Origin of the sequence: Gymnodinialimonas ceratoperidinii, assembly GCF_019297855.1 — a bacterium.
GTDB classification, from domain to species: domain Bacteria; phylum Pseudomonadota; class Alphaproteobacteria; order Rhodobacterales; family Rhodobacteraceae; genus Gymnodinialimonas; species Gymnodinialimonas ceratoperidinii.
Genome location: NZ_CP079194.1, coordinates 3,575,502 through 3,593,235 on the forward strand (window position 1 = coordinate 3,575,502; position 17,734 = coordinate 3,593,235).

Annotated in this window: 30 protein-coding genes; 2 read left to right on the forward strand and 28 right to left on the reverse strand. The window is 61.5% G+C overall.

Going from position 1 to position 17,734, the window contains the following annotated elements:
- Positions 1-173: 173 nt before the first annotated feature.
- The gene (locus tag KYE46_RS17190; protein WP_219002410.1) at positions 174-761 is read right to left on the reverse strand and encodes an acyl-homoserine-lactone synthase; all 588 of its coding nucleotides are present in this window, start codon (positions 759-761) and stop codon (positions 174-176) included.
- 79 nt (positions 762-840) lie between these two features.
- On the reverse strand, positions 841-1,452 hold the full coding sequence (locus KYE46_RS17195) for a helix-turn-helix transcriptional regulator (protein WP_219002412.1): 612 nt from the start codon (positions 1,450-1,452) through the stop codon (positions 841-843).
- Between the two features lie 91 nt (positions 1,453-1,543).
- Between KYE46_RS17195 and KYE46_RS17200 the strand changes: the two genes are divergently transcribed.
- Positions 1,544-1,708 carry a hypothetical protein gene (locus KYE46_RS17200; protein ID WP_219002413.1) on the forward strand — a complete coding sequence of 55 codons (165 nt, stop codon included), beginning with the start codon at positions 1,544-1,546 and terminating at the stop codon, positions 1,706-1,708.
- Between the two features lie 79 nt (positions 1,709-1,787).
- Here KYE46_RS17200 and rplQ read toward each other — a convergent pair whose 3' ends face one another.
- From rplQ to KYE46_RS17300, 20 genes are all read right to left on the reverse strand, one after another.
- On the reverse strand, positions 1,788-2,204 hold the full coding sequence (rplQ, locus tag KYE46_RS17205) for a 50S ribosomal protein L17 (RefSeq protein ID WP_219002414.1): 417 nt from the start codon (positions 2,202-2,204) through the stop codon (positions 1,788-1,790).
- A 171-nt stretch (positions 2,205-2,375) separates the two neighbouring features.
- Positions 2,376-3,392 (reverse strand): DNA-directed RNA polymerase subunit alpha, encoded by a 1,017-nt coding sequence (locus tag KYE46_RS17210; RefSeq protein ID WP_219002416.1) that lies wholly within the window; start codon positions 3,390-3,392, stop codon positions 2,376-2,378.
- A gap of 111 nt (positions 3,393-3,503) precedes the next feature.
- Positions 3,504-3,893: a 30S ribosomal protein S11 gene (gene rpsK, locus KYE46_RS17215; protein ID WP_011453741.1), complete on the reverse strand. Its 390-nt coding sequence runs from the start codon at positions 3,891-3,893 to the stop codon at positions 3,504-3,506.
- Between the two features lie 15 nt (positions 3,894-3,908).
- A complete protein-coding gene (rpsM, locus tag KYE46_RS17220) occupies positions 3,909-4,277 on the reverse strand; it encodes a 30S ribosomal protein S13 (protein WP_219002419.1) in 369 nt (122 codons plus the stop codon).
- 186 nt (positions 4,278-4,463) lie between these two features.
- Entirely contained in the window at positions 4,464-5,105 is a 642-nt protein-coding gene (locus KYE46_RS17225) for an adenylate kinase (protein WP_219002421.1), read from the reverse strand.
- The gene (secY, locus tag KYE46_RS17230; RefSeq protein ID WP_219002423.1) at positions 5,102-6,469 is read right to left on the reverse strand and encodes a preprotein translocase subunit SecY; all 1,368 of its coding nucleotides are present in this window, start codon (positions 6,467-6,469) and stop codon (positions 5,102-5,104) included. Before secY ends, KYE46_RS17225 begins: the two co-directional genes overlap by 4 nt.
- Positions 6,470-6,606: 137 nt before the next feature.
- The gene (gene rplO, locus KYE46_RS17235) at positions 6,607-7,080 is read right to left on the reverse strand and encodes a 50S ribosomal protein L15 (RefSeq protein ID WP_219002425.1); all 474 of its coding nucleotides are present in this window, start codon (positions 7,078-7,080) and stop codon (positions 6,607-6,609) included.
- 178 nt (positions 7,081-7,258) lie between these two features.
- Positions 7,259-7,753, reverse strand: a complete 495-nt coding sequence (locus tag KYE46_RS17240) for a hypothetical protein (RefSeq protein WP_219002427.1) — start codon at positions 7,751-7,753, stop codon at positions 7,259-7,261.
- Between the two features lie 172 nt (positions 7,754-7,925).
- Positions 7,926-8,114: a 50S ribosomal protein L30 gene (rpmD, locus tag KYE46_RS17245; protein ID WP_219002429.1), complete on the reverse strand. Its 189-nt coding sequence runs from the start codon at positions 8,112-8,114 to the stop codon at positions 7,926-7,928.
- Positions 8,115-8,117: 3 nt separating this feature from the next.
- Positions 8,118-8,711, reverse strand: coding sequence for a 30S ribosomal protein S5 (gene rpsE, locus KYE46_RS17250; protein ID WP_219002432.1), 594 nt, complete (start codon positions 8,709-8,711; stop codon positions 8,118-8,120).
- Between the two features lie 121 nt (positions 8,712-8,832).
- Positions 8,833-9,192, reverse strand: a complete 360-nt coding sequence (gene rplR, locus KYE46_RS17255; RefSeq protein WP_219002434.1) for a 50S ribosomal protein L18 — start codon at positions 9,190-9,192, stop codon at positions 8,833-8,835.
- Between the two features lie 11 nt (positions 9,193-9,203).
- Complete coding sequence (gene rplF, locus KYE46_RS17260) at positions 9,204-9,737, reverse strand: 50S ribosomal protein L6 (RefSeq protein ID WP_219002437.1); 534 nt, start codon at positions 9,735-9,737, stop codon at positions 9,204-9,206.
- A 12-nt stretch (positions 9,738-9,749) separates the two neighbouring features.
- Complete coding sequence (rpsH, locus tag KYE46_RS17265) at positions 9,750-10,142, reverse strand: 30S ribosomal protein S8 (RefSeq protein WP_219002439.1); 393 nt, start codon at positions 10,140-10,142, stop codon at positions 9,750-9,752.
- Positions 10,143-10,156: 14 nt separating this feature from the next.
- Positions 10,157-10,462: a 30S ribosomal protein S14 gene (gene rpsN, locus KYE46_RS17270; protein ID WP_219002442.1), complete on the reverse strand. Its 306-nt coding sequence runs from the start codon at positions 10,460-10,462 to the stop codon at positions 10,157-10,159.
- An 18-nt stretch (positions 10,463-10,480) separates the two neighbouring features.
- On the reverse strand, positions 10,481-11,041 hold the full coding sequence (rplE, locus tag KYE46_RS17275) for a 50S ribosomal protein L5 (RefSeq protein ID WP_219002444.1): 561 nt from the start codon (positions 11,039-11,041) through the stop codon (positions 10,481-10,483).
- Complete coding sequence (rplX, locus tag KYE46_RS17280) at positions 11,041-11,346, reverse strand: 50S ribosomal protein L24 (RefSeq protein WP_219002445.1); 306 nt, start codon at positions 11,344-11,346, stop codon at positions 11,041-11,043. The genes rplE and rplX overlap by 1 nt, the downstream gene beginning before the upstream one ends.
- Position 11,347: 1 nt before the next feature.
- On the reverse strand, positions 11,348-11,716 hold the full coding sequence (gene rplN, locus KYE46_RS17285) for a 50S ribosomal protein L14 (protein ID WP_011453726.1): 369 nt from the start codon (positions 11,714-11,716) through the stop codon (positions 11,348-11,350).
- A gap of 78 nt (positions 11,717-11,794) precedes the next feature.
- Positions 11,795-12,025 (reverse strand): 30S ribosomal protein S17, encoded by a 231-nt coding sequence (gene rpsQ, locus KYE46_RS17290; protein ID WP_219002446.1) that lies wholly within the window; start codon positions 12,023-12,025, stop codon positions 11,795-11,797.
- A 3-nt stretch (positions 12,026-12,028) separates the two neighbouring features.
- Positions 12,029-12,235 (reverse strand): 50S ribosomal protein L29, encoded by a 207-nt coding sequence (gene rpmC / locus KYE46_RS17295; RefSeq protein ID WP_219002447.1) that lies wholly within the window; start codon positions 12,233-12,235, stop codon positions 12,029-12,031.
- A gap of 240 nt (positions 12,236-12,475) precedes the next feature.
- On the reverse strand, positions 12,476-13,096 hold the full coding sequence (locus tag KYE46_RS17300) for a TIGR02466 family protein (protein WP_219002448.1): 621 nt from the start codon (positions 13,094-13,096) through the stop codon (positions 12,476-12,478).
- A gap of 589 nt (positions 13,097-13,685) precedes the next feature.
- Here KYE46_RS17300 and KYE46_RS17305 point away from each other — a divergent pair.
- Complete coding sequence (locus KYE46_RS17305; RefSeq protein WP_346345213.1) at positions 13,686-14,159, forward strand: hypothetical protein; 474 nt, start codon at positions 13,686-13,688, stop codon at positions 14,157-14,159.
- A 50-nt stretch (positions 14,160-14,209) separates the two neighbouring features.
- On the opposite strand, the gene KYE46_RS17310 is transcribed toward KYE46_RS17305, so the two are convergent.
- The 6 genes from KYE46_RS17310 to rplB all read right to left on the reverse strand — a co-directional run bounded on the left by KYE46_RS17310 (position 14,210) and on the right by rplB (position 17,693).
- Positions 14,210-14,842 (reverse strand): DUF998 domain-containing protein, encoded by a 633-nt coding sequence (locus tag KYE46_RS17310; RefSeq protein ID WP_219002449.1) that lies wholly within the window; start codon positions 14,840-14,842, stop codon positions 14,210-14,212.
- Between the two features lie 179 nt (positions 14,843-15,021).
- Positions 15,022-15,435 carry a 50S ribosomal protein L16 gene (rplP, locus tag KYE46_RS17315; protein ID WP_219002450.1) on the reverse strand — a complete coding sequence of 138 codons (414 nt, stop codon included), beginning with the start codon at positions 15,433-15,435 and terminating at the stop codon, positions 15,022-15,024.
- A 13-nt stretch (positions 15,436-15,448) separates the two neighbouring features.
- The gene (gene rpsC, locus KYE46_RS17320; RefSeq protein WP_219002452.1) at positions 15,449-16,192 is read right to left on the reverse strand and encodes a 30S ribosomal protein S3; all 744 of its coding nucleotides are present in this window, start codon (positions 16,190-16,192) and stop codon (positions 15,449-15,451) included.
- On the reverse strand, positions 16,192-16,572 hold the full coding sequence (gene rplV / locus KYE46_RS17325) for a 50S ribosomal protein L22 (RefSeq protein ID WP_219002454.1): 381 nt from the start codon (positions 16,570-16,572) through the stop codon (positions 16,192-16,194). The genes rpsC and rplV overlap by 1 nt, the downstream gene beginning before the upstream one ends.
- The gene (rpsS, locus tag KYE46_RS17330) at positions 16,569-16,847 is read right to left on the reverse strand and encodes a 30S ribosomal protein S19 (protein ID WP_219002456.1); all 279 of its coding nucleotides are present in this window, start codon (positions 16,845-16,847) and stop codon (positions 16,569-16,571) included. The genes rplV and rpsS overlap by 4 nt, the downstream gene beginning before the upstream one ends.
- Positions 16,848-16,850: 3 nt before the next feature.
- Complete coding sequence (gene rplB / locus KYE46_RS17335; RefSeq protein WP_219002458.1) at positions 16,851-17,693, reverse strand: 50S ribosomal protein L2; 843 nt, start codon at positions 17,691-17,693, stop codon at positions 16,851-16,853.
- Between the last annotated feature and the right edge of the window lie 41 nt (positions 17,694-17,734).

Sequence of the window (17,734 nt, forward strand, 5' to 3'; positions counted from 1 at the left end):
CGCGCCCCCGGATCCGGGAGCACGACGATTTGTGGCGGGAGGTTGCGCCCGGCAGAGCCGGTCGCCCTCGCGGGGGATGTCATCCCCCGGACCCCCTGAGAGTTGTATGGCCAAGATGAAGGGGAGCGGGCGCGCATCGGGGGCGACCGCTCCGTCGATTGGCTGTATCAGTGTCAGTGCATCTTCGAGGCCATCGTCACGAAGTAGCAGCGGTGCGCGACGCCGCCGATCTTCATCACCGGGCCGCCCGGTTCCATGTCGATGCCAAGGCGGCGGCCGAGACGGGGGATGCCGATGGGCAGGAGGCCGAGAAGGGTGGTGGCCCCCAACTCGCGGGCGGAACGGACCATGTGGCCCATCAGGGACATCTGCACTTCCCGGCGGATTTCCGTCTCGACCCCTTCGGCCACGAAGAGACGGTTTGCATCCCAGATATGGGGTGCGATGGGGGCGTCGTCATCCAGCAGGTTCGCCGGGATCGCATCGAGCAGACCGCGCTGCGCGTCGCGCACCATGTAGCTGTAGATGCCGCAAGACGCCGTCGTGGGGGTCAGGCGCACGCCGGCCAGCACGCGGCCGCCGTCATGGACACAGACCCAACGGCTCTGGGCCGTGTCGTATTGATCGAATTCCATGTTGCCCTCTGAAGGGATTTCCCAGCCCATCTCTTCGATGAAGGTGCGGTGGCGCGCCTTGAGCATGTTGGAGAAAAGCGGGCCGTGGGTGTGGAAGTTCTCGAAAGAGAGGGTCGTCATTTGCATAAAGGGCTCCTGTAAGGTGAGTCGTTAACGTGGACACACCGCCAAGAAGGCCGTCATGCGGGCGCTGCGGCCCTTCCCCTCAAATCAATCCGTACTCCTTGGCTCTCTGGACCGCTTCTGCCGTCGTTCGAGCCATCAGTTTTTGACGTGCAGACGTCAGGCGCGCTTTGAAAGCGCTTTCGGATATACCGAGCTTCGCGGCAGCAGCGGCATGGCGGTCCCCCTCCGCGATGCATTTCAGCGCGTCGGCTTGCGCCTTGGACAGGCGGGCCGGCGGTTCGGACAGATCATGCATGCGGTGCACGATCCGGTAGACAAGCTCCATCTCTTCGTCCGTGAACTCCCGGTCCGAACGGCTGGCGCCGGCGATGGTGCGAGAAGACATCGGTCCGATGGATGCAATCATCCCGTACTTGAGGCCATATTCAGCGGATTCATCCAGGATCCCGAAAGGGTCCGGCAGGCCGATCTGGCTCCAGCGTCGGGTTCCCGTATGGCTCAACCCCCAGGCAAGCGTCGGGTCCCTCAGACCGTAGAGTTTAGATGTGTAAACCTCCTGCCAGACATCGGGATACGTATTGACCATGATCAAGGGCGACACGTACCGGATATGCAGGCCCACGGCGAAACCTGCCGGTGCCGCCAACGATAGCTCGTGCAGCAACAAATCGAGAACCGGCGCTTTCGTCATGGACCCCACCAAATAGACATGTCCATTTAGATAGGTTGCCCGAGAGAGGGTCAAGTTTGATTATCAACCGGTTAGCAAACAGGTGAGACCTATGACCAAGGAGATCGATCCCGATCTTTTTGCGCGTCTCATGAGGCTTTCTTCCGACACGCGCAAAGATTTGCTGGAATACCTGGGCCAATCGGCAATGGCCCCCATTGAAGCTGCGCGTGTTTCCGAGATGAGCTCGGGTGACAGGCCTCGGAGCCCGGAGTGATATCCGTAAAAGTTTAACTAAAAAGACCCTCCGCTGTGGCGCGAAGGGTCCAATTCTTTGCCGAATTTTGAGGCAGGCCTTATTCGGCGTCTGCTTCGGCTTCGACGCGGGCACGGTCGGCGGCGCCTTTGGCGTTCACGTCGCGGTCCACGAATTCGATGATCGCCATCGGCGCCATGTCACCAAAGCGGAAACCCGCTTTCATGATGCGTACGTAGCCACCCTGACGCTCGGCGTAACGGGGTCCGAGAACCTCGAAGAGCTTGGCGACGTCCTTGTCCTGCTTCAGCTGCGATGCGGCCTGACGGCGGGCGTGCAGATCGCCGCGCTTGGCGAGGGTCACCAGCTTCTCGATGATCGGGCGCAGTTCCTTGGCCTTGGGCAGGGTCGTCTTGATCTGCTCATGTTCGATGAGCGAGCCGCACATGTTCGAGAACATCGCTTTACGGTGTTCGTGGGTCCGGTTCAGGCGGCGGTATCCGCGGGCGTGACGCATGGTCTATCTCCAAAAATGTGCCCTCTACGGGCGTTTTTACTTTGTCTGGAACCCCGTGCGTGCGGGGCCCTCTCCTTGGGTCGAACCATGCGGATGCGTGGTGGGACCGTGTATTCCCCGGCTCTCCCGGGCATTGCTGCGGGCGAAGGTTGGCCCTCGCCCGCAAATTCTTCAGAAGTTGTCTTCGTACTTCTTGGCCAGCTCTTCGATGTTGTCGGGCGGCCAGTCGACGATGTCCATGCCCAGGTGCAGGCCCATGCCCGACAGCACTTCCTTGATCTCGTTCAAGGATTTGCGGCCGAAGTTCGGGGTGCGGAGCATCTCGGCTTCGGTCTTCTGGATCAGGTCGCCGATGTAGACGATGTTGTCGTTCTTCAGGCAGTTGGCCGAACGCACCGACAGTTCCAGCTCGTCCACCTTCTTCAGCAGAAGCGGGTTGAACTCGAGGTCGTCCTCGTCGTCCTGGCGGGTCGCGCTCTCCGGCTCATCGAAGTTCACGAAGATCGACAGCTGGTCCTGGATGATCCGAGCGGCATAGGCCACGGCATCGTCAGGGCTCAGCGAGCCATCGGTTTCCAGCTTCAGGGTCAGCTTGTCGTAGTCCAGCACCTGGCCCTCACGGGTGGGCTGCACGTCGTAGGAGACCTTCTTGACCGGCGAGTAGATCGCGTCGATCGGCATCAGGCCGATGGGCGCATCCTCGGGGCGGTTCTTGTCGGCAGCGACATAGCCCTTGCCGGTGTTGACCGTCAGCTCGATGTAGAGGTCGGCACCGTCGTCGAGGTGGCAGATCACGTGGTCCTTGTTCAGAACCTCGATGCCCGCGCTCTCGGAGATGTCGCCAGCCGTCACGACCCGGGGGCCCTTGGCGGAGATGGAGACACGCTTGGGGCCTTCGGCATCCATGCGGATTGCCACGCCCTTGAGGTTCAGCACGATATCGGTCACGTCTTCACGGACGCCAGCCACGCTGGAGAACTCGTGCAGCACGCCATCGATCTGAACGCTGGTGATCGCCGCGCCTTGCAGCGAGGACATCAGGACACGCCGCAGCGCGTTGCCGAGCGTCAGGCCGAAGCCACGCTCCAGCGGCTCGGCAACCACGGTCGCCTTGCGCGCAGGATCATTGCCCGGCTGGACAACCAGCTGCGTGGGCTTGATCAGCTCTTGCCAATTTTTATGGATCATACGTCCCTCCATTCTTGTGTCGGGGGGATCCCGTCCCGGACACGCTCGAGGATCAAAATGACGTCACCCCACGCCATCGAGGATGACGCGGGGGGAAGTAGAGAAATATGCTTAGACGCGGCGGCGCTTGGGCGGACGGCAGCCGTTGTGCGCCATCGGGGTCACGTCACGAATGGACGAGATCTGGAAACCCAGGGCAGCCAAGGCGCGCAGCGCGCTTTCACGGCCGGAACCGGGACCCTGCACTTCGACTTCCAGCGTGCGAACGCCGTGGTCCTGTGCTTTCTTGCCCGCGTCTTCTGCAGCCATCTGGGCAGCAAACGGCGTGGACTTGCGGGAGCCCTTGAAACCCATGGTGCCAGCGGACGACCATGCAATGGCGTTGCCCTGAACATCAGAGATAAGGATTTTGGTGTTGTTGAACGAAGAGTTCACGTGAGCAACGCCAGCGGCGATGTTCTTGGAGACCTTCTTCTTTGCGGGGCGACGATCGCGAGCCATGCTATCAGCCCTCCCTTATTTCTTCTTGCCGGCAATGGCCTTTGCGGGGCCTTTGCGCGTGCGAGCGTTGGTGTGGGTGCGCTGACCGCGAACGGGCAGGTTGCGACGGTGGCGCAGGCCACGGTAGGAACCGAGGTCCATCAGACGCTTGATGTTCATCTGGGTCTCACGACGCAGGTCACCTTCGACGGCGTAGTTGGCGTCGATGTGCTCGCGGATGGCGAGAACTTCGGCGTCGGTCAGCTCGTTCACGCGACGCGTGGGGTCGATGCCGACTGCTTCGCAGATCGCGGCAGCAGAGGTGTGGCCAATTCCGGTGACATAGGTCAGCGCGATCGGAACGCGCTTGGCGGTGGGGATGTTAACCCCGGCAATACGTGCCATGTGTGGCATATCCTTTTCGTTGCGAGCCCGTCATGCCAGGCCCTTTTTTCACAACGTAAGCCCGGGCTTTGTGCACCGGGCTTGCGAGGTAATATTTCGGGATCAAATGCGCATCTGATTCCCGTCAAGGTGCGGGATGTATGCCTCATTTGAGGAAAGGTCAATAGGCTGCGGGAACCCCGCGGCTCAGCTGTCCAGAACGTCCGCGATTCCCTTGGCGACGAAGTCGATCTCGCCCAGTCCGGGGACCCACCGCAGCTGCTCCTTGGCGTGGTAGTAGCCAAGCAGGGGCGAGGTCTTCTTGTAGTATTCCATCAGGCGGGTCTTGAGGCTTTCCTCGTTGTCATCCGCGCGACGCTTGAAGTCGGACGCGCCGCAGTTGGCGCACTTGCCGTCGGCCGGGATCGGCTTGGTCTGGTCGTTGTAGACCTCGCCGCATTCGCCGCAGGTCGAGCGCGCGGTGATGCGGCTGACCAGTTCTTCGTCGTTCACCTCCATGGCGATCACGTGATCGAGCGTCTGGCCCACCTCTGCCAGGAGATCCGCCAGCGCATCTGCCTGTGCGAGGGTCCGGGGGAAGCCGTCGAAGATGAAGCCGGTGCCGCCCGATTCCAGTTTCTCGCGGATCAGGCCGATGACGATCTCGTCGGTGACCAATTCGCCCTTGGCCATCACTTCCGCCACGCGGTTGCCCATTTCGGTGCCGCTGTCTTTTGCATCGCGCAGCATGTCTCCGGTGGAGAGCTGCACCATGCCACGTTCCTCCACGAGGATGCGAGCTTGGGTTCCCTTGCCCGCACCCGGCGGTCCTAGCAGAATAATGTTCATCGACGCGCTGGTCCTTTACGAGGTTTCTTCGCCCCACCCTTGCGACCCCGCAATTGGGATTTCTCCAGCAGGCCTTCATATTGGTGAGCCAGCAGATGAGACTGGATTTGCTGGACCGTGTCCATACCCACCGACACAATGATCAGGATCGAGGTACCGCCGAAGTAGGCGGTGATCGAAAGGTTGGTCCGCACCAATTCGGGCAACATGCACACAAGCGCAAGATAGCCGGCACCCAGAACGAGGATACGCTTCACCACGTACTCGAGGTATTCCGCCGTCCGTGCGCCGGGGCGAATGCCCGGAATAAACCCGTTCTGGTTCTTCAGGTTGTCGGCCACGTCCTCGGTCTTGAAGGACACGTTGAGGGTGTAGAAATACGTGAAGAAGACGATCATCGCGCCGAAGAACAGCAGGTAGAGCGGTTGGCCGGGACCGAAGTTCGCGAGGATCCAGCCGAGCACCGGGCCGGTGCCTTCGGTACCGCCGAAAGTGGTCAGCGTGGTGGGCAACAGCAGCAGCGACGAGGCGAAGATCGCCGGGATCACGCCTGCCGGGTTCACCTTGATCGGGAGGTGGCTGGAGCCGCCATCATAGACCTTCATCCCCACCTGGCGGCGCGGATACTGGATGTGGATCTTGCGCAGTGACCTCTCCATGAACACCACGAAGATCAGTGTCGCGATCAGCATCGCGATCACCCCGATCGTCGTCGCCGCGGAGAGCGAGCTCCGCCCGGCTTCGAAGAACTGCGCCAAAGCGGCGGGGATCTCGGCCACGATGCCGACGAAAATGATGAGAGAGATACCGTTGCCGATGCCGCGGTTGGTGATCTGCTCACCCAACCACATCAGGAACATGGTGCCGCCGACCAGCGTGATCACGCAGCCTGCGCGGAAGAACCAGCCCGGATCCGTGGCGAGACCGCCGGATTCCATGCTGACCGCAAGGCCGTAGGCCTGTGCCGTGGCCAGGGCGACCGTACCGTAGCGGGTGTATTGGTTCAGCTTCTTGCGGCCCGCCTCGCCCTCTTTCTTCATCTGTTCCATCGCCGGCACCATGGCCGACATGAGCTGCACGATGATCGAGGCCGAGATGTAGGGCATGATGCCGAGCGCGAAGATACCCATCCGCGACAGCGCGCCGCCGGTGAACATGTTCAGAACGCCACCCAGACCGGCCGCAGCCGTATCGAAGAACGCGCGAAGCTGGACCGGGTCGATGCCCGGAACCGGGATGTAGGTGCCGATCCGGTAGATGATCAGGAGACCCAGAGTGAACCAGATGCGCTGACGAAGTTCGGTCGCTTTACCGAACGCGCTCCAGCTCATGTTGGCGGCCATTTGCTCCGCTGCTGATGACATGCTGTTCCACCCAATATACGCAAAGCCGCCGGAACCCGATGAAGGGCCCGAGCGGCGCGAGAAAAACCTTCAGAGAAGATGTAGGCGGAGAGCTCTCCGCCCACAACCGTTACGCGGGCCAAAAGACCCGTGATGGGTTACTCGGCCGCAGCGGGCGCGGCGACGTTGAGCGCGCCACCGGCGGCTGCAACGGCATCGATCGCTGCCTTGGAAGCACCCGTGACGGTGATGTTCAGCTTGCCGGACACGTCGCCCTTGGCAAGGATGCGAACGCCATCGAGCTTGCGGCGGACCAGACCGGAAGCAACCAGTGCGTCCTCGGTGATGTCCGCTTTGCCGTCGAGCTTGCCCGCGTCGATGAACTTCTGGATCAGGCCCAGGTTGACGACGGCGTACTTCTTGCGGTTCGGCTTGCTGAAGCCGCGCTTGGGAAGACGCTGGTAGAGCGGCATCTGGCCACCCTCGTAGGCGTTGATCGCCACACCGGAACGGGATTTCTGACCCTTGATACCGCGGCCACCCATCTTACCGGTGCCGGAACCGGGACCACGACCGACGCGCTTGCGCTTCTTCGTGGCACCTTCGTTATCACTGAGTTCATGAAGTTTCATGTCGCTTCTCCTCTGCCGGATGCGGCCCCCAGCGACGGGAGCGGCCGACCACGGCGTTTGCTAAAGATATGCAGCCCGGATCGGGCTACCGGGGGCGTATAAGCGTGAGTCCCTGCGCGCGCAACATCTTTTGCTGTCGCAGGTAGGGCGAGGCACCTCACGCCCGGCGCACAACGGCTCAGCGGCGCGCGCTCATCCCGTGCTGCTGCGCCTGCTCGGCGGGGATGGCCCGTTCGCGCGGCGTGGCTGGCGCGAACCTTTCGGAAGCCTGCATCTCCGCGATGGTGTCGTAGGGGAGCCCGGCATGGGCCAGAGCCTCGGACTCGTCGGTGAAGGCATAAACCTCGATCCCCTCTGCCAATTCCGCAAGGGTCTCGTACATTCGGGCCAATCCGAAGATGACGTCATTGGGCGCGTAGATGACGGTATGGGTTTTGACCTGCACTCCCGGCGCCTGATTATTCACCTCGCGCAGCAAGGATTGCATCAGGCGAAAGTTCACATCGAGATCATCGACCTCGGAAAGATCAACGAATTCAGCCCGACCCGGCACGTAATGCACGTCGTTACGATACGCATCGAATACCTCGAGGATTTGCTCGAAGGTGACAACGCCACTCCACTGGGCGAATAGGAAATTCCGCTCCAGGCAGGTTGAAAATTTAATGGGCAATTTGCGGATCCCTATACCGATTCGCAGCGTAACAGATAAACAGACTGTCAGTTATACCGGTATACAGGAGTCTGGGAATAGGCTTACTGAATAAAAAAGACCCCGACCAAACGGCCGGAGTCTTTCGAGTATCTTAAATGTGACACCATTAGGTAGTGTCAGAGCAATGGCCTCAGCCGCGCTCTTCGATGATTTCCACCAGATGCGGGATCTTGTTGACCATGCCGCGGACCGAAGGCGTATCCTCCAGCTCACGGGTCTTGTGCATCTTGTTCAGGCCCAGGCCGATCAGCGTCTTGCGCTGAACTTCGGGGCGACGGATCGGCGAGCCGATCTGCTTTACGACAATCGTCTTAGCCATGGTTTAGGCCTCCTCGGAAACGGGCGCTTGCTCGCCGTCGATCTGCGGCGCGTCATCGCGCTTGGGCAGGATGTCGGCAACCTTCTTGCCACGACGCGACGCGACCTGGCGGGGGCTGGACTCGTTGCGCAGGCCGTCGAGCGTGGCACGGATCATGTTGTAGGGGTTCTGCGAACCCGTGGACTTGGAAACCACGTCCTTGACGCCGAGCATCTCGAACACGGCACGCATCGGACCACCGGCGATGATGCCGGTACCTTCCGGAGCGGTGCGCATGGTCACCTTGCCTGCGCCGTGGTGGCCCAGAACGTCGTGGTGCAACGTGCGGCCCTCTTTCAGCGGCACACGGATGAGCTGACGCTTGGCCTGCTCGGTCGCCTTGCGGATCGCCTCGGGGACCTCTTTGGCCTTGCCCTTGCCGAAGCCGACACGGCCACGCTGGTCACCGACAACCACGAGGGCTGCGAAACCGAAGCGCTTACCGCCCTTGACGGTCTTGGACACGCGGTTGATCGCGACCAGGCGGTCAGCGAATTCTGGTGTTTCTTCTTCGCGGTTGCGGCCTCGGCCACGCCCCCGGTTCTCACGTTCTGCCATGTGGCAATTCCTTGTATTCGATGACGCTCAGCCGCGTCGGTTGTCTCGATCCTGGTGAGCCGGGCATCGCTGCCCTGCCCCCGGATCATCGAGGGCGCCCCATCGGAGCGCCCTTCAAGTCTTAGAACTTCAAGCCACCTTCACGCGCGGCGTCGGCCAAGGCCTTCACACGCCCGTGGAACAGGAAGCCGCCACGGTCGAAGTAGCATTCTTCGACGCCGGCCTTCTTCGCCCGCTCGGCAATCGCTTCGCCGACCTTGGCCGAAGCCTCGACGTTGTTCTTGCCGACCACACCGAGCGACGGCTCGAGCGAGGAGGCCGAAGCCAGGGTCACGCCGTTGAGATCGTCGATCAGTTGGACAGAGATGTTCTTGTTCGAACGGTGAACCGACAGACGCGGACGTCCGTTGGCCATTTTCCGCATTTTGTTCCGGTTGCGCAGGCGGCGCTTCTGGAACAGCTCTCGTTTGCTTAGTGCCATTGTGCCAGCCCTTACTTCTTCTTGCCTTCCTTACGGAAGATATATTCGCCCTTGTAGCGAATGCCCTTGCCCTTATAGGGCTCCGGCGCGCGCCATTCGCGAATGTTTGCTGCGACCTGACCAACAAGCTGCTGGTCGCTACCCTCGATCACGACTTCGGTGTTCTTGGGGCAGTTCACGGTGACGCCCTCCGGAACTTCGAAGTCGACGTCGTGGGAATAACCGAGCGACAGCTTCAGGGTGTTGCCCTGCATCTGCGCGCGATAACCCACACCCTGGATCTCAAGCTCTTTCTTGAAACCCTCGGTGACGCCGGTCACGAGATTCTGCACCATCGTGCGGGACATGCCCCACTGCTGACGGGCGCGCTTGGACTTGCCACGCGGCTCGACAGAGATGGCGTTGTCCGCGACACTCAGCGAGACGTCGTCGGTTGCCTTGAAAGTGCGGGTCCCCTTGGGGCCCTTCACTTCGATGGTCTGACCTGACACGGAAGCTTCGACGCCCCCGGGCAGCTCGACCGGTTTTTTACCAATACGAGACATTGCCAGATCTCCTTAGAAGATTGTGCAGAGTACTTCGCCGCCAACATTGTTGGAGCGAGCACTTGCATCGGACATGACGCCCTTGGACGTGGAAACGATCGACACACCCAGACCCTGACGGACCTGCGGGATGTCGCCCACGCTCATGTAGACGCGACGGCCGGGTTTCGAGACGCGCTTGAGCTCACGAATAACCGGAGTACCTTCATAGTACTTCAGGCTGATTTCGAAGGCCGGGTGGCCATCTTTACCAGTCGTGGACTCGTAACCGCGGATGTAGCCTTCGTCCGCCAGCACATCCAGAACGCGAGCGCGCTGCTTGGAGGCCGGGGTTTCGACTGTGGACTTACCGCGCATCTGGGAGTTCCGGATGCGGGTCAGCATATCACCGAGAGGATCATTCATAATCTATCTCTCCCTTACCAGCTCGACTTGACCATGCCGGGGATCTGACCATTGGAGGCCAGATCACGCAGCTTGATCCGCGACATTTTCAGCTTGCGGTAGTACGCCTTCGGACGACCGGTCAGGTGGCACCGGTTGTGAAGACGGGTGGGCGAGCTGTTGCGGGGCAGTTTCGCCAGCTTCAGGCGCGCCTTGAAGCGCTCTTCCATCGGCTTGGATTCATCGGTTGCGATCTCTTTCAGAGCGGCGCGCTTGTCGGCATATTTTGCCACAAGACGCTGACGCTTAAGTTCGCGCTGGACCATGGATACTTTTGCCATGTGTTCGTTCCTTTCGCGTCAGGCGTTGAAGGGCATGTTGAAGTGCTTCAGAAGCGACTTCGCCTCGGCGTCGGTATTCGCCGTCGTGACAATGATGATATCCATGCCCCAGGCAACGTCGACTTTGTCGAAGTTGATCTCGGGGAATACGATATGCTCTTTCAAGCCCATGGCGAAGTTGCCACGACCATCGAAGGACGGCTTCACACCACGGAAGTCCCGGATACGGGGCATGGCGATGGTCGTCAGACGGTCGAGGAAGTCGTACATGCGGTCGCCGCGAAGGGTCACCTTGGCACCCACGGGATGTTCTTCCCGCAGACGGAAGCCAGCGATGGACTTCTTTGCCTTGGTCACGACGGCGTGCTGACCTGCGATGGCCGTCAGGTCTTCCTGAGCGGATTTCGCTTTCTTGGTGTCACGCACGGACTCGGCACCGGACCCGATGTTGAGAACGATCTTCTCAAGACGCGGGATTTCCATGTCGTTCTTGTAGCCGAACTCTTCCTTCAGGGCCGCCTTGATCTCGTCGGCGAACTTGACCTTCAGGCGCGGGGTATAGTTTGCGGTATCCAACATCAGATCACGTCCCCCGTGGTCTTGGCGACGCGCACCTTCTTGCCGTCTTCGATCTTGAAGCCGACGCGGGTGGGTTTGCCGTTTGCATCGAGAAGAGCAAGGTTGCTCAGCTGGATCGGCATCGCTTGCGGGACGCGACCACCCTGGCTGGACTGGCTCTGCTTGGTGTGGCGGATGGCGATGTTCACGCCTTCCACGATGGCTTTGCCGGCAGACGGGTTGACGGAGGTGATTTCACCCTCTTTGCCCTTGTCCTTGCCGGCCAGCACGACGACCTTGTCGCCCTTTTTCAACTTGGCAGCCATCTTACAGCACCTCCGGCGCAAGCGAGATGATTTTCATGAAGTTTTTGGCGCGCAGCTCGCGAACAACCGGCCCGAAGATACGGGTGCCCATGGGCTCGTTGTTGTTGTTGAGGATCACGGCGGCGTTGCGGTCGAAGCGGATGGCGGTGCCATCTTCACGACGAACTTCTTTGGCGGTGCGAACGACGACGGCCTTGCGGACATCACCTTTCTTAACACGACCGCGCGGGATGGCTTCCTTCACCGAGACGACAATGACGTCGCCGACGGAGGCGTATTTACGCTTGGAACCACCCAGAACCTTGATGCACTGAACACGGCGAGCGCCGCTGTTGTCAGCAACATCCAGATTGGTCTGCATCTGGATCATTTGGTTTCTCCCGACGTCCCGGACCGGCTGAGTTGCACGTTGGCCCGGGGGTTTCGATTAGTTTGAGAAGCGACGGCCTTAACCGACAATCACTTCCCAGCGTTTGGATTTGGAAACCGGGGCGCACTCCTGAATGCGGACCTGGTCGCCGGTCTTGAAGGTGTTTTCAGGATCGTGAGCCCGGTACTTCTTGGACTTACGGATCGTCTTCTGCATGACCGGGTGCTTGAAGCGGCGCTCCACGGATACGGTCACGGTCTGCTCGTTGGCGTCGCTGGTCACGGTGCCGGTCAGGATGCGTTTGGGCATAAATCAGGCCTCCGCTGCGGCAGCGGCCGCTTTTTCGTTCAGGATGGTCTTGACCCGTGCGGCGTCACGGCGAACCTGACGCATACGGGCGGTGTTTTCGATCTGGCCAGTGGCCTGCTGGAAGCGCAGGTTGAACGCTTCCTTCTTCAGAGACGTCAGCTCATCACGAAGCTGATCCGGCGTCTTGTCACGCAGTTCTTGGGCGCTCATGCGCATATCCTTTCAACATCATCAGTCGGCCCCTTGCAGTTCAGTCGCAGGGTCACCGTGATTCTGATGGAGTTCGGTGAATGAATGCGCCGTATAGGAGGGTTCTCGCGTTATGGCAACAGTGATTTCCCGATGATCGCGGCACGGGCATGTCCCCACCGGAAGGCGCGCTGGATCGGGGCGGTTACCGCTTCGCGACGCGACGCTCGGTCATGCGCGGCGCGGCATGGACCCTGACGCTCATTCCCAGCGGTAATTGAAGCTCACGCTCACCCGGTCGTCCTCGTCCATGTTCATCGGCACCTCGTGACGCAGCCATGATTCCCACAGCAGAACGTCTCCCGTCTCGGGCTTGGGATAAACGAAGCCCCGCAGCTCTTCCCGCGCGTCCTTGCGGCGTGCGGGGGCGGCCATCATCATCGCGTGGCGCGGGTCCTCGAACTTGATCGAGGCGGCACCGGGCGGGATCTGCACGTAGGTCGTACCGGAGACCACCGAATGGGGGTGGATGTGGCCCGAGTGGGTGCCGCCCTCGGGCAGGATGTTGATCCAGATGTCCTCCAGCACCAGCCTGCGGCCCTCCAGATCGAAGGCGGCGTCTTCCGCGAAGGCGGCGACATGGGCGTCGAGCGCCTCCACCAGTTGCGCGAAGACCGGGAAGCGCCAGGGCAAGTCGCTGAGCGAGGCATAGGAGGTGTAGCCGGGAAAGCCGTTCTCCTCGCACCAGTCATGGCCCGCGTCGTCGTCTTCGGCGACCGAAAAGCAGCTCGCCGACAGCTCGTCGATGTCGACGGCGGGGCCAAGCTCCGAGAGCTTGGCGTGGTAGAGGCGGGTCACGAAGAGCGATTTTATCTGGGCCATGGCGTCTTGTAGGATGCGACCCCGCCCGCCGCAACGTTTTGGAAACTTCTTGCCTCTATGAAGGGGAGAGCTAACCTAGCAATTCGAGGCGGCCAGAATGGCGCGACTGATCATGGGGGCCTGTGCCCTTTTCCTTGCCCTTTGGGCACCCGCGCAAACTGGAATGGCGCGGGCGGATGTCGCTCCGCTTTTGGCCCGGCTCACAGTCCCAACGGTTGCGCCCCTCGACGGGGAGACGGCAATACCTCTCGGGCTCGAAGCTGCTTCTCCCCAAGGTTTGCACCTTGCCTTGGGCGGAGACCCCGCAGCGCCTCTCGCAGGCCACAGCGCACGTCCTCTTGCCGGTCGCACCGCCGCTCCGATTCTTGGCACGACGCGCCCTGAGCAGGCGCCTGCATCGCCTGCCGCGGCCGTTCCAATCCTCGCATTGCGCACCCGAGCCGAGCGTCCCGCTACCGAACCCCCCGCGACGTCATCGCGGCCACCGGGCTCTCTCTTTGCCGGAACCGGCGGAGGTCTGTTCGCGCCCTTGCCGTCACGCGCGCGGCCACGCAGCGGGCCGCTCCGCCCCCTGGCCGGGCGCAGCGCCGTGGCGCAACTCCTTTCCCTGATCGCATCGGCGGAGGCCGGTCTCGCCGGCTACGATGCCGTACAACACGGCGCGCGGGTTCAACCGCCCGCGCCGCCCACCCGCATGACCCTTCGCGAAATTCACGCCTGGATCGCCGCCACTCCCGGGCAGCCTCACGCCATCGGCCGCTACCAGTTCATCCCCCCGACCCTGCGACGCGTCACGGAGATCCGAGGCCTCGGCCCGGACACCTTATTCACTTCAGAGGTGCAGGACAGCCTCGCCCTCGTTCTCCTCGAGGACGCGGGATTGCGTGCGTTCGAGGCAGGAACCCTGCCCCGCCGTCGCTTCATGGAGAACCTTGCCCGCATTTGGGCCGGCCTGCCGCTGCCGAATGGGCGGTCATTTTACGAAGGCTACGCCGGCAACAGCGCTGCGATGACCTGGGCGGAATTCGAAGGGGGCGCGACGCAGATTTGGCCGAGGGGTTAGATCACCCCTCGCCGCCAAGTGACGCCGGGAGGCAGATCCAGCCTCACAACTCAGCCGATCCGCGCAATCCGCCAGAACATCGCGCCGATGATCGACACCACGCCGATCGCCAGAAGGCCGAGCCCGCGCTCATACAGGCCGTCATAGGATGTGCCCGTAAAGAAGAAGATCGGCGCGGCCACGATCCATACGGCGCCCAAGACCCGCAGCGCTGTGCCATAGCCGTCATGGACCTCGCCGGCGAAGCGCGCCGCGAGAAACGGCGCCGCCGCCATCAGCACGCCAAGCCCATAGACCAGTTGGACGTGGATCACGACGCCGTCGTTATCGTTGTCGCCGTATTCATTGCGGGCGCCGATCACCACGATCAGCGCAGCGATGCCCGCCATCGACAGACCCGACACCGGAAGCCGCCAGTCCCATCCCCGCACGTGGGACAGCCCGAGCGCGGCGGCGAAGAAACTGAACGCGAAACCATAGAGTGCGACATCCATGATGATCTCGTTCTCGCCCGCGGCGAGGTCGCTGATCGTATCGGCGATCCAGTTGTACTCGGGAACCATGGCCTGCGCGACCAGCAGCCCCACGACCACGGCGATGCAGCCAGCCCAGATGGTCAGCGCCATGGCCTTCAGAAAACCGCGATTGACGTCGCAACGGGCGTGGGGGGAGGATTGTGTCATCAGCGTCTCCGGGAAGTGGTGTCAGGAAATCAACCGCCCCGGCCGCGTTCCGTTCCCTCGCGCCGCCACGCGCAACGACGCGCCAGCCCGTTCGGTGCCTCTTCTTCCGCGCGCCAAACGAAAAAAGGCGGAGCCGCAGCCCCGCCTTCTCTCAATCTCTGTCCACTCGGAAGCGGCGATTACCAGTCTTCGCGCACGACCGTGCGGGTCTTGACCGGAAGCTTCATCGCGGCGAGGCGCAGAGCCTCACGGGCGATGTCTTCGTTCACGCCGTCGATCTCGAACATGATACGACCGGGCTTCACTTTGCAGGCCCAGAAGTCGACCGAACCTTTACCCTTACCCATACGCACTTCGACGGGCTTGGAGGTTACCGGGGTGTCCGGGAAGATCCGGATCCAGACGCGACCCTGACGCTTCATGTGACGCGTCATGGCCCGACGGGCGGCTTCGATCTGGCGTGCCGTAACACGCTCGGGCTGCAGAGCTTTCAAGCCGTAGGTGCCGAACGTGAGGTCCGAACCGCCCTTGGCTTCACCGCGAATGCGGCCCTTCTGCATCTTGCGGAACTTTGTCCGTTTAGGTTGCAACATTTGTCAGACCCTCTCAGCGATCACGGCGCGGGCGCGAGGCCCCACCGCTTTCCTGAAGCTCCTGCTGGCGACGGTCATGGGCAGACGGATCGTGCTCCATGATTTCGCCTTTGAAGATCCAGGTCTTGATACCGATGATGCCATAGGCGGTCTTTGCCTCGGCATGTGCGTAGTCGATGTCGGCGCGAAGGGTATGGAGCGGCACGCGGCCTTCCCGATACCATTCGGTCCGCGCGATCTCGGCGCCACCAAGGCGGCCCGCGACGTTCACCCGGATACCGAGCGACCCCATGCGCATGGCGTTCTGAACGGCACGCTTCATGGCACGACGGAACGACACACGACGCTCGAGCTGCTGAGCAATGCTCTCTGCAACCAGACGCGCGTCCAGCTCGGGCTTGCGAACCTCGACGATGTTGAGGTGCAATTCGCTGTCCGTGATCTCGGCCAGTTTCTTGCGCAGGCCTTCGATGTCTGCACCCTTCTTGCCGATGATCACACCCGGACGCGCCGAATGGATCGTCACACGGCACTTCTTGTGCGGACGCTCGATGATGATCTTCGAGATACCAGCATCGCCAGCGGGGCGTTTGTCGCGCTTTGCGACATGTTCCCACCAACCGGTCTTGATGTATTCGCGGATCTTGATGTCTTCCAGCAGCAGGTCACCGTAGTCCTTGGTGTCTGCGTACCAGCGGCTGTCCCAGGTGCGGTTGACCTGGAGACGCATACCGATGGGGTTTACCTTATGTCCCATTACGAAGTCTCCTCGACCTGGCGAACCGTGATCGTCAATTCAGCGAACGGCTTGAGAATCTTGCCGAACCGGCCACGGGCACGCGGGCGACCGCGCTTCATGGTGAGGTTCTTGCCAACCCAGGCTTCGGCGACGATGAGATCGTCGACGTCCAGACCGTGGTTGTTCTCGGCGTTTGCGATGGCCGACTGAAGGCATTTCTTCACGTCGACGGCGATGCGCTTCTTGGAGAAGGTCAGGTCCGTGAGGGCCTTTTCAACCTTCTGGCCACGGATGAGGCCAGCAACGAGGTTCAGCTTCTGCGGGCTGGTCTTCAGCATACGCAGCTTGGCCATGGCCTCGTTGTCCGCGACGCGGCGGGGGTTCTTATCCTTGCTCATTTGCGCTTCGCCTTCTTGTCGGCGGCGTGACCGTAGTAGGTCCGCGTGGGCGAGTATTCCCCGAACTTCTGACCGATCATGTCTTCGGTGACGCTCACCGGCACGTGCTTGCGGCCGTTGTAGACACCGAACGTCAGACCGACGAACTGCGGGAGGATGGTGGAGCGGCGCGACCAGATCTTGATGACCTCGTTACGACCGGATTCCTTGGAGGCTTCGGCCTTCTTGAGGACATAGCTGTCGACAAAAGGACCTTTCCATACGGAGCGGCTCATATCTTAGCGCCCTTTCTTCTTGGCGTGCCTGCTGCGGATGATCAGCTTCTGGCTTGCCTTGTTCTTGTCGCGGGTGCGACGGCCCTTGGTGTCCTTGCCCCATGGCGTAACAGGTGTACGGCCACCGGAAGTCCGGCCTTCACCACCACCATGCGGGTGATCGATCGGGTTCATGGCAACACCACGTACCGACGGACGCTTGCCCATGTGGCGGACACGGCCCGCTTTACCAAGGTTCTGGTTCGAGTTGTCGGGGTTCGAGACCGCACCAACCGTTGCCATGCATTCCTGACGGACGAGGCGAAGCTCACCCGAGGAGAGGCGGATCTGTGCGTAACCACCGTCACGACCAACGAACTGCGCGTAGGTGCCGGCGGCACGGGCGATCTGCCCGCCTTTGCCCGGCTTCAGCTCGATGTTGTGGACGATCGTCCCGATCGGCAGACCGCTGAAGGGCATTGCGTTGCCCGGCTTGATGTCTGCCTTTGCCGACGCGATGATCTTGTCACCAACGCCCAGACGCTGCGGTGCCAGAACGTAGTTCTGCTCACCATCTTCATAGCGCACGAGGGCGATGAAGGCGGTCCGGTTCGGGTCATATTCGATCCGCTCGACCGTGGCCGAGACGTCGAATTTCTTCCGCTTGAAATCTACGATGCGGTAGAGACGCTTTGCTCCACCACCACGACGACGCGCCGTGATCCGTCCGGTGTTGTTCCGGCCGCCCTTTTTCGTCAAACCCTCGGTGAGAGACTTGACGGGACGTCCTTTCCAAAGCTCCGAACGGTCGATCAGTACCAGCCCACGCTGGCCCGGCGTCGTCGGCTTATACGACTTGAGTGCCATGTTCACTGTCTTCCGTTTGCTTATGGGACCAACCTTCCGGC

Bases quoted from the DNA above. Each gene is read 5' to 3' on its own strand.
- KYE46_RS17190 (WP_219002410.1), bottom strand. From the start codon at position 761: ATGCAAATGACGACCCTCTCTTTCGAGAACTTCCACACCCACGGCCCG.
- KYE46_RS17195 (WP_219002412.1), bottom strand. From the start codon at position 1,452: ATGACGAAAGCGCCGGTTCTCGATTTGTTGCTGCACGAGCTATCGTTG.
- KYE46_RS17200 (WP_219002413.1), top strand. From the start codon at position 1,544: ATGACCAAGGAGATCGATCCCGATCTTTTTGCGCGTCTCATGAGGCTT.
- rplQ (WP_219002414.1), bottom strand. From the start codon at position 2,204: ATGCGTCACGCCCGCGGATACCGCCGCCTGAACCGGACCCACGAACAC.
- KYE46_RS17210 (WP_219002416.1), bottom strand. From the start codon at position 3,392: ATGATCCATAAAAATTGGCAAGAGCTGATCAAGCCCACGCAGCTGGTT.
- rpsK (WP_011453741.1), bottom strand. From the start codon at position 3,893: ATGGCTCGCGATCGTCGCCCCGCAAAGAAGAAGGTCTCCAAGAACATC.
- rpsM (WP_219002419.1), bottom strand. From the start codon at position 4,277: ATGGCACGTATTGCCGGGGTTAACATCCCCACCGCCAAGCGCGTTCCG.
- KYE46_RS17225 (WP_219002421.1), bottom strand. From the start codon at position 5,105: ATGAACATTATTCTGCTAGGACCGCCGGGTGCGGGCAAGGGAACCCAA.
- secY (WP_219002423.1), bottom strand. From the start codon at position 6,469: ATGTCATCAGCAGCGGAGCAAATGGCCGCCAACATGAGCTGGAGCGCG.
- rplO (WP_219002425.1), bottom strand. From the start codon at position 7,080: ATGAAACTTCATGAACTCAGTGATAACGAAGGTGCCACGAAGAAGCGC.
- rpmD (WP_219002429.1), bottom strand. From the start codon at position 8,114: ATGGCTAAGACGATTGTCGTAAAGCAGATCGGCTCGCCGATCCGTCGC.
- rpsE (WP_219002432.1), bottom strand. From the start codon at position 8,711: ATGGCAGAACGTGAGAACCGGGGGCGTGGCCGAGGCCGCAACCGCGAA.
- rplR (WP_219002434.1), bottom strand. From the start codon at position 9,192: ATGGCACTAAGCAAACGAGAGCTGTTCCAGAAGCGCCGCCTGCGCAAC.
- rplF (WP_219002437.1), bottom strand. From the start codon at position 9,737: ATGTCTCGTATTGGTAAAAAACCGGTCGAGCTGCCCGGGGGCGTCGAA.
- rpsH (WP_219002439.1), bottom strand. From the start codon at position 10,142: ATGAATGATCCTCTCGGTGATATGCTGACCCGCATCCGGAACTCCCAG.
- rpsN (WP_219002442.1), bottom strand. From the start codon at position 10,462: ATGGCAAAAGTATCCATGGTCCAGCGCGAACTTAAGCGTCAGCGTCTT.
- rplE (WP_219002444.1), bottom strand. From the start codon at position 11,041: ATGTTGGATACCGCAAACTATACCCCGCGCCTGAAGGTCAAGTTCGCC.
- rplX (WP_219002445.1), bottom strand. From the start codon at position 11,346: ATGGCTGCCAAGTTGAAAAAGGGCGACAAGGTCGTCGTGCTGGCCGGC.
- rplN (WP_011453726.1), bottom strand. From the start codon at position 11,716: ATGATCCAGATGCAGACCAATCTGGATGTTGCTGACAACAGCGGCGCT.
- rpsQ (WP_219002446.1), bottom strand. From the start codon at position 12,025: ATGCCCAAACGCATCCTGACCGGCACCGTGACCAGCGACGCCAACGAG.
- rpmC (WP_219002447.1), bottom strand. From the start codon at position 12,235: ATGAGCGCCCAAGAACTGCGTGACAAGACGCCGGATCAGCTTCGTGAT.
- KYE46_RS17300 (WP_219002448.1), bottom strand. From the start codon at position 13,096: ATGGCCCAGATAAAATCGCTCTTCGTGACCCGCCTCTACCACGCCAAG.
- KYE46_RS17310 (WP_219002449.1), bottom strand. From the start codon at position 14,842: ATGACACAATCCTCCCCCCACGCCCGTTGCGACGTCAATCGCGGTTTT.
- rplP (WP_219002450.1), bottom strand. From the start codon at position 15,435: ATGTTGCAACCTAAACGGACAAAGTTCCGCAAGATGCAGAAGGGCCGC.
- rpsC (WP_219002452.1), bottom strand. From the start codon at position 16,192: ATGGGACATAAGGTAAACCCCATCGGTATGCGTCTCCAGGTCAACCGC.
- rplV (WP_219002454.1), bottom strand. From the start codon at position 16,572: ATGAGCAAGGATAAGAACCCCCGCCGCGTCGCGGACAACGAGGCCATG.
- rpsS (WP_219002456.1), bottom strand. From the start codon at position 16,847: ATGAGCCGCTCCGTATGGAAAGGTCCTTTTGTCGACAGCTATGTCCTC.
- rplB (WP_219002458.1), bottom strand. From the start codon at position 17,693: ATGGCACTCAAGTCGTATAAGCCGACGACGCCGGGCCAGCGTGGGCTG.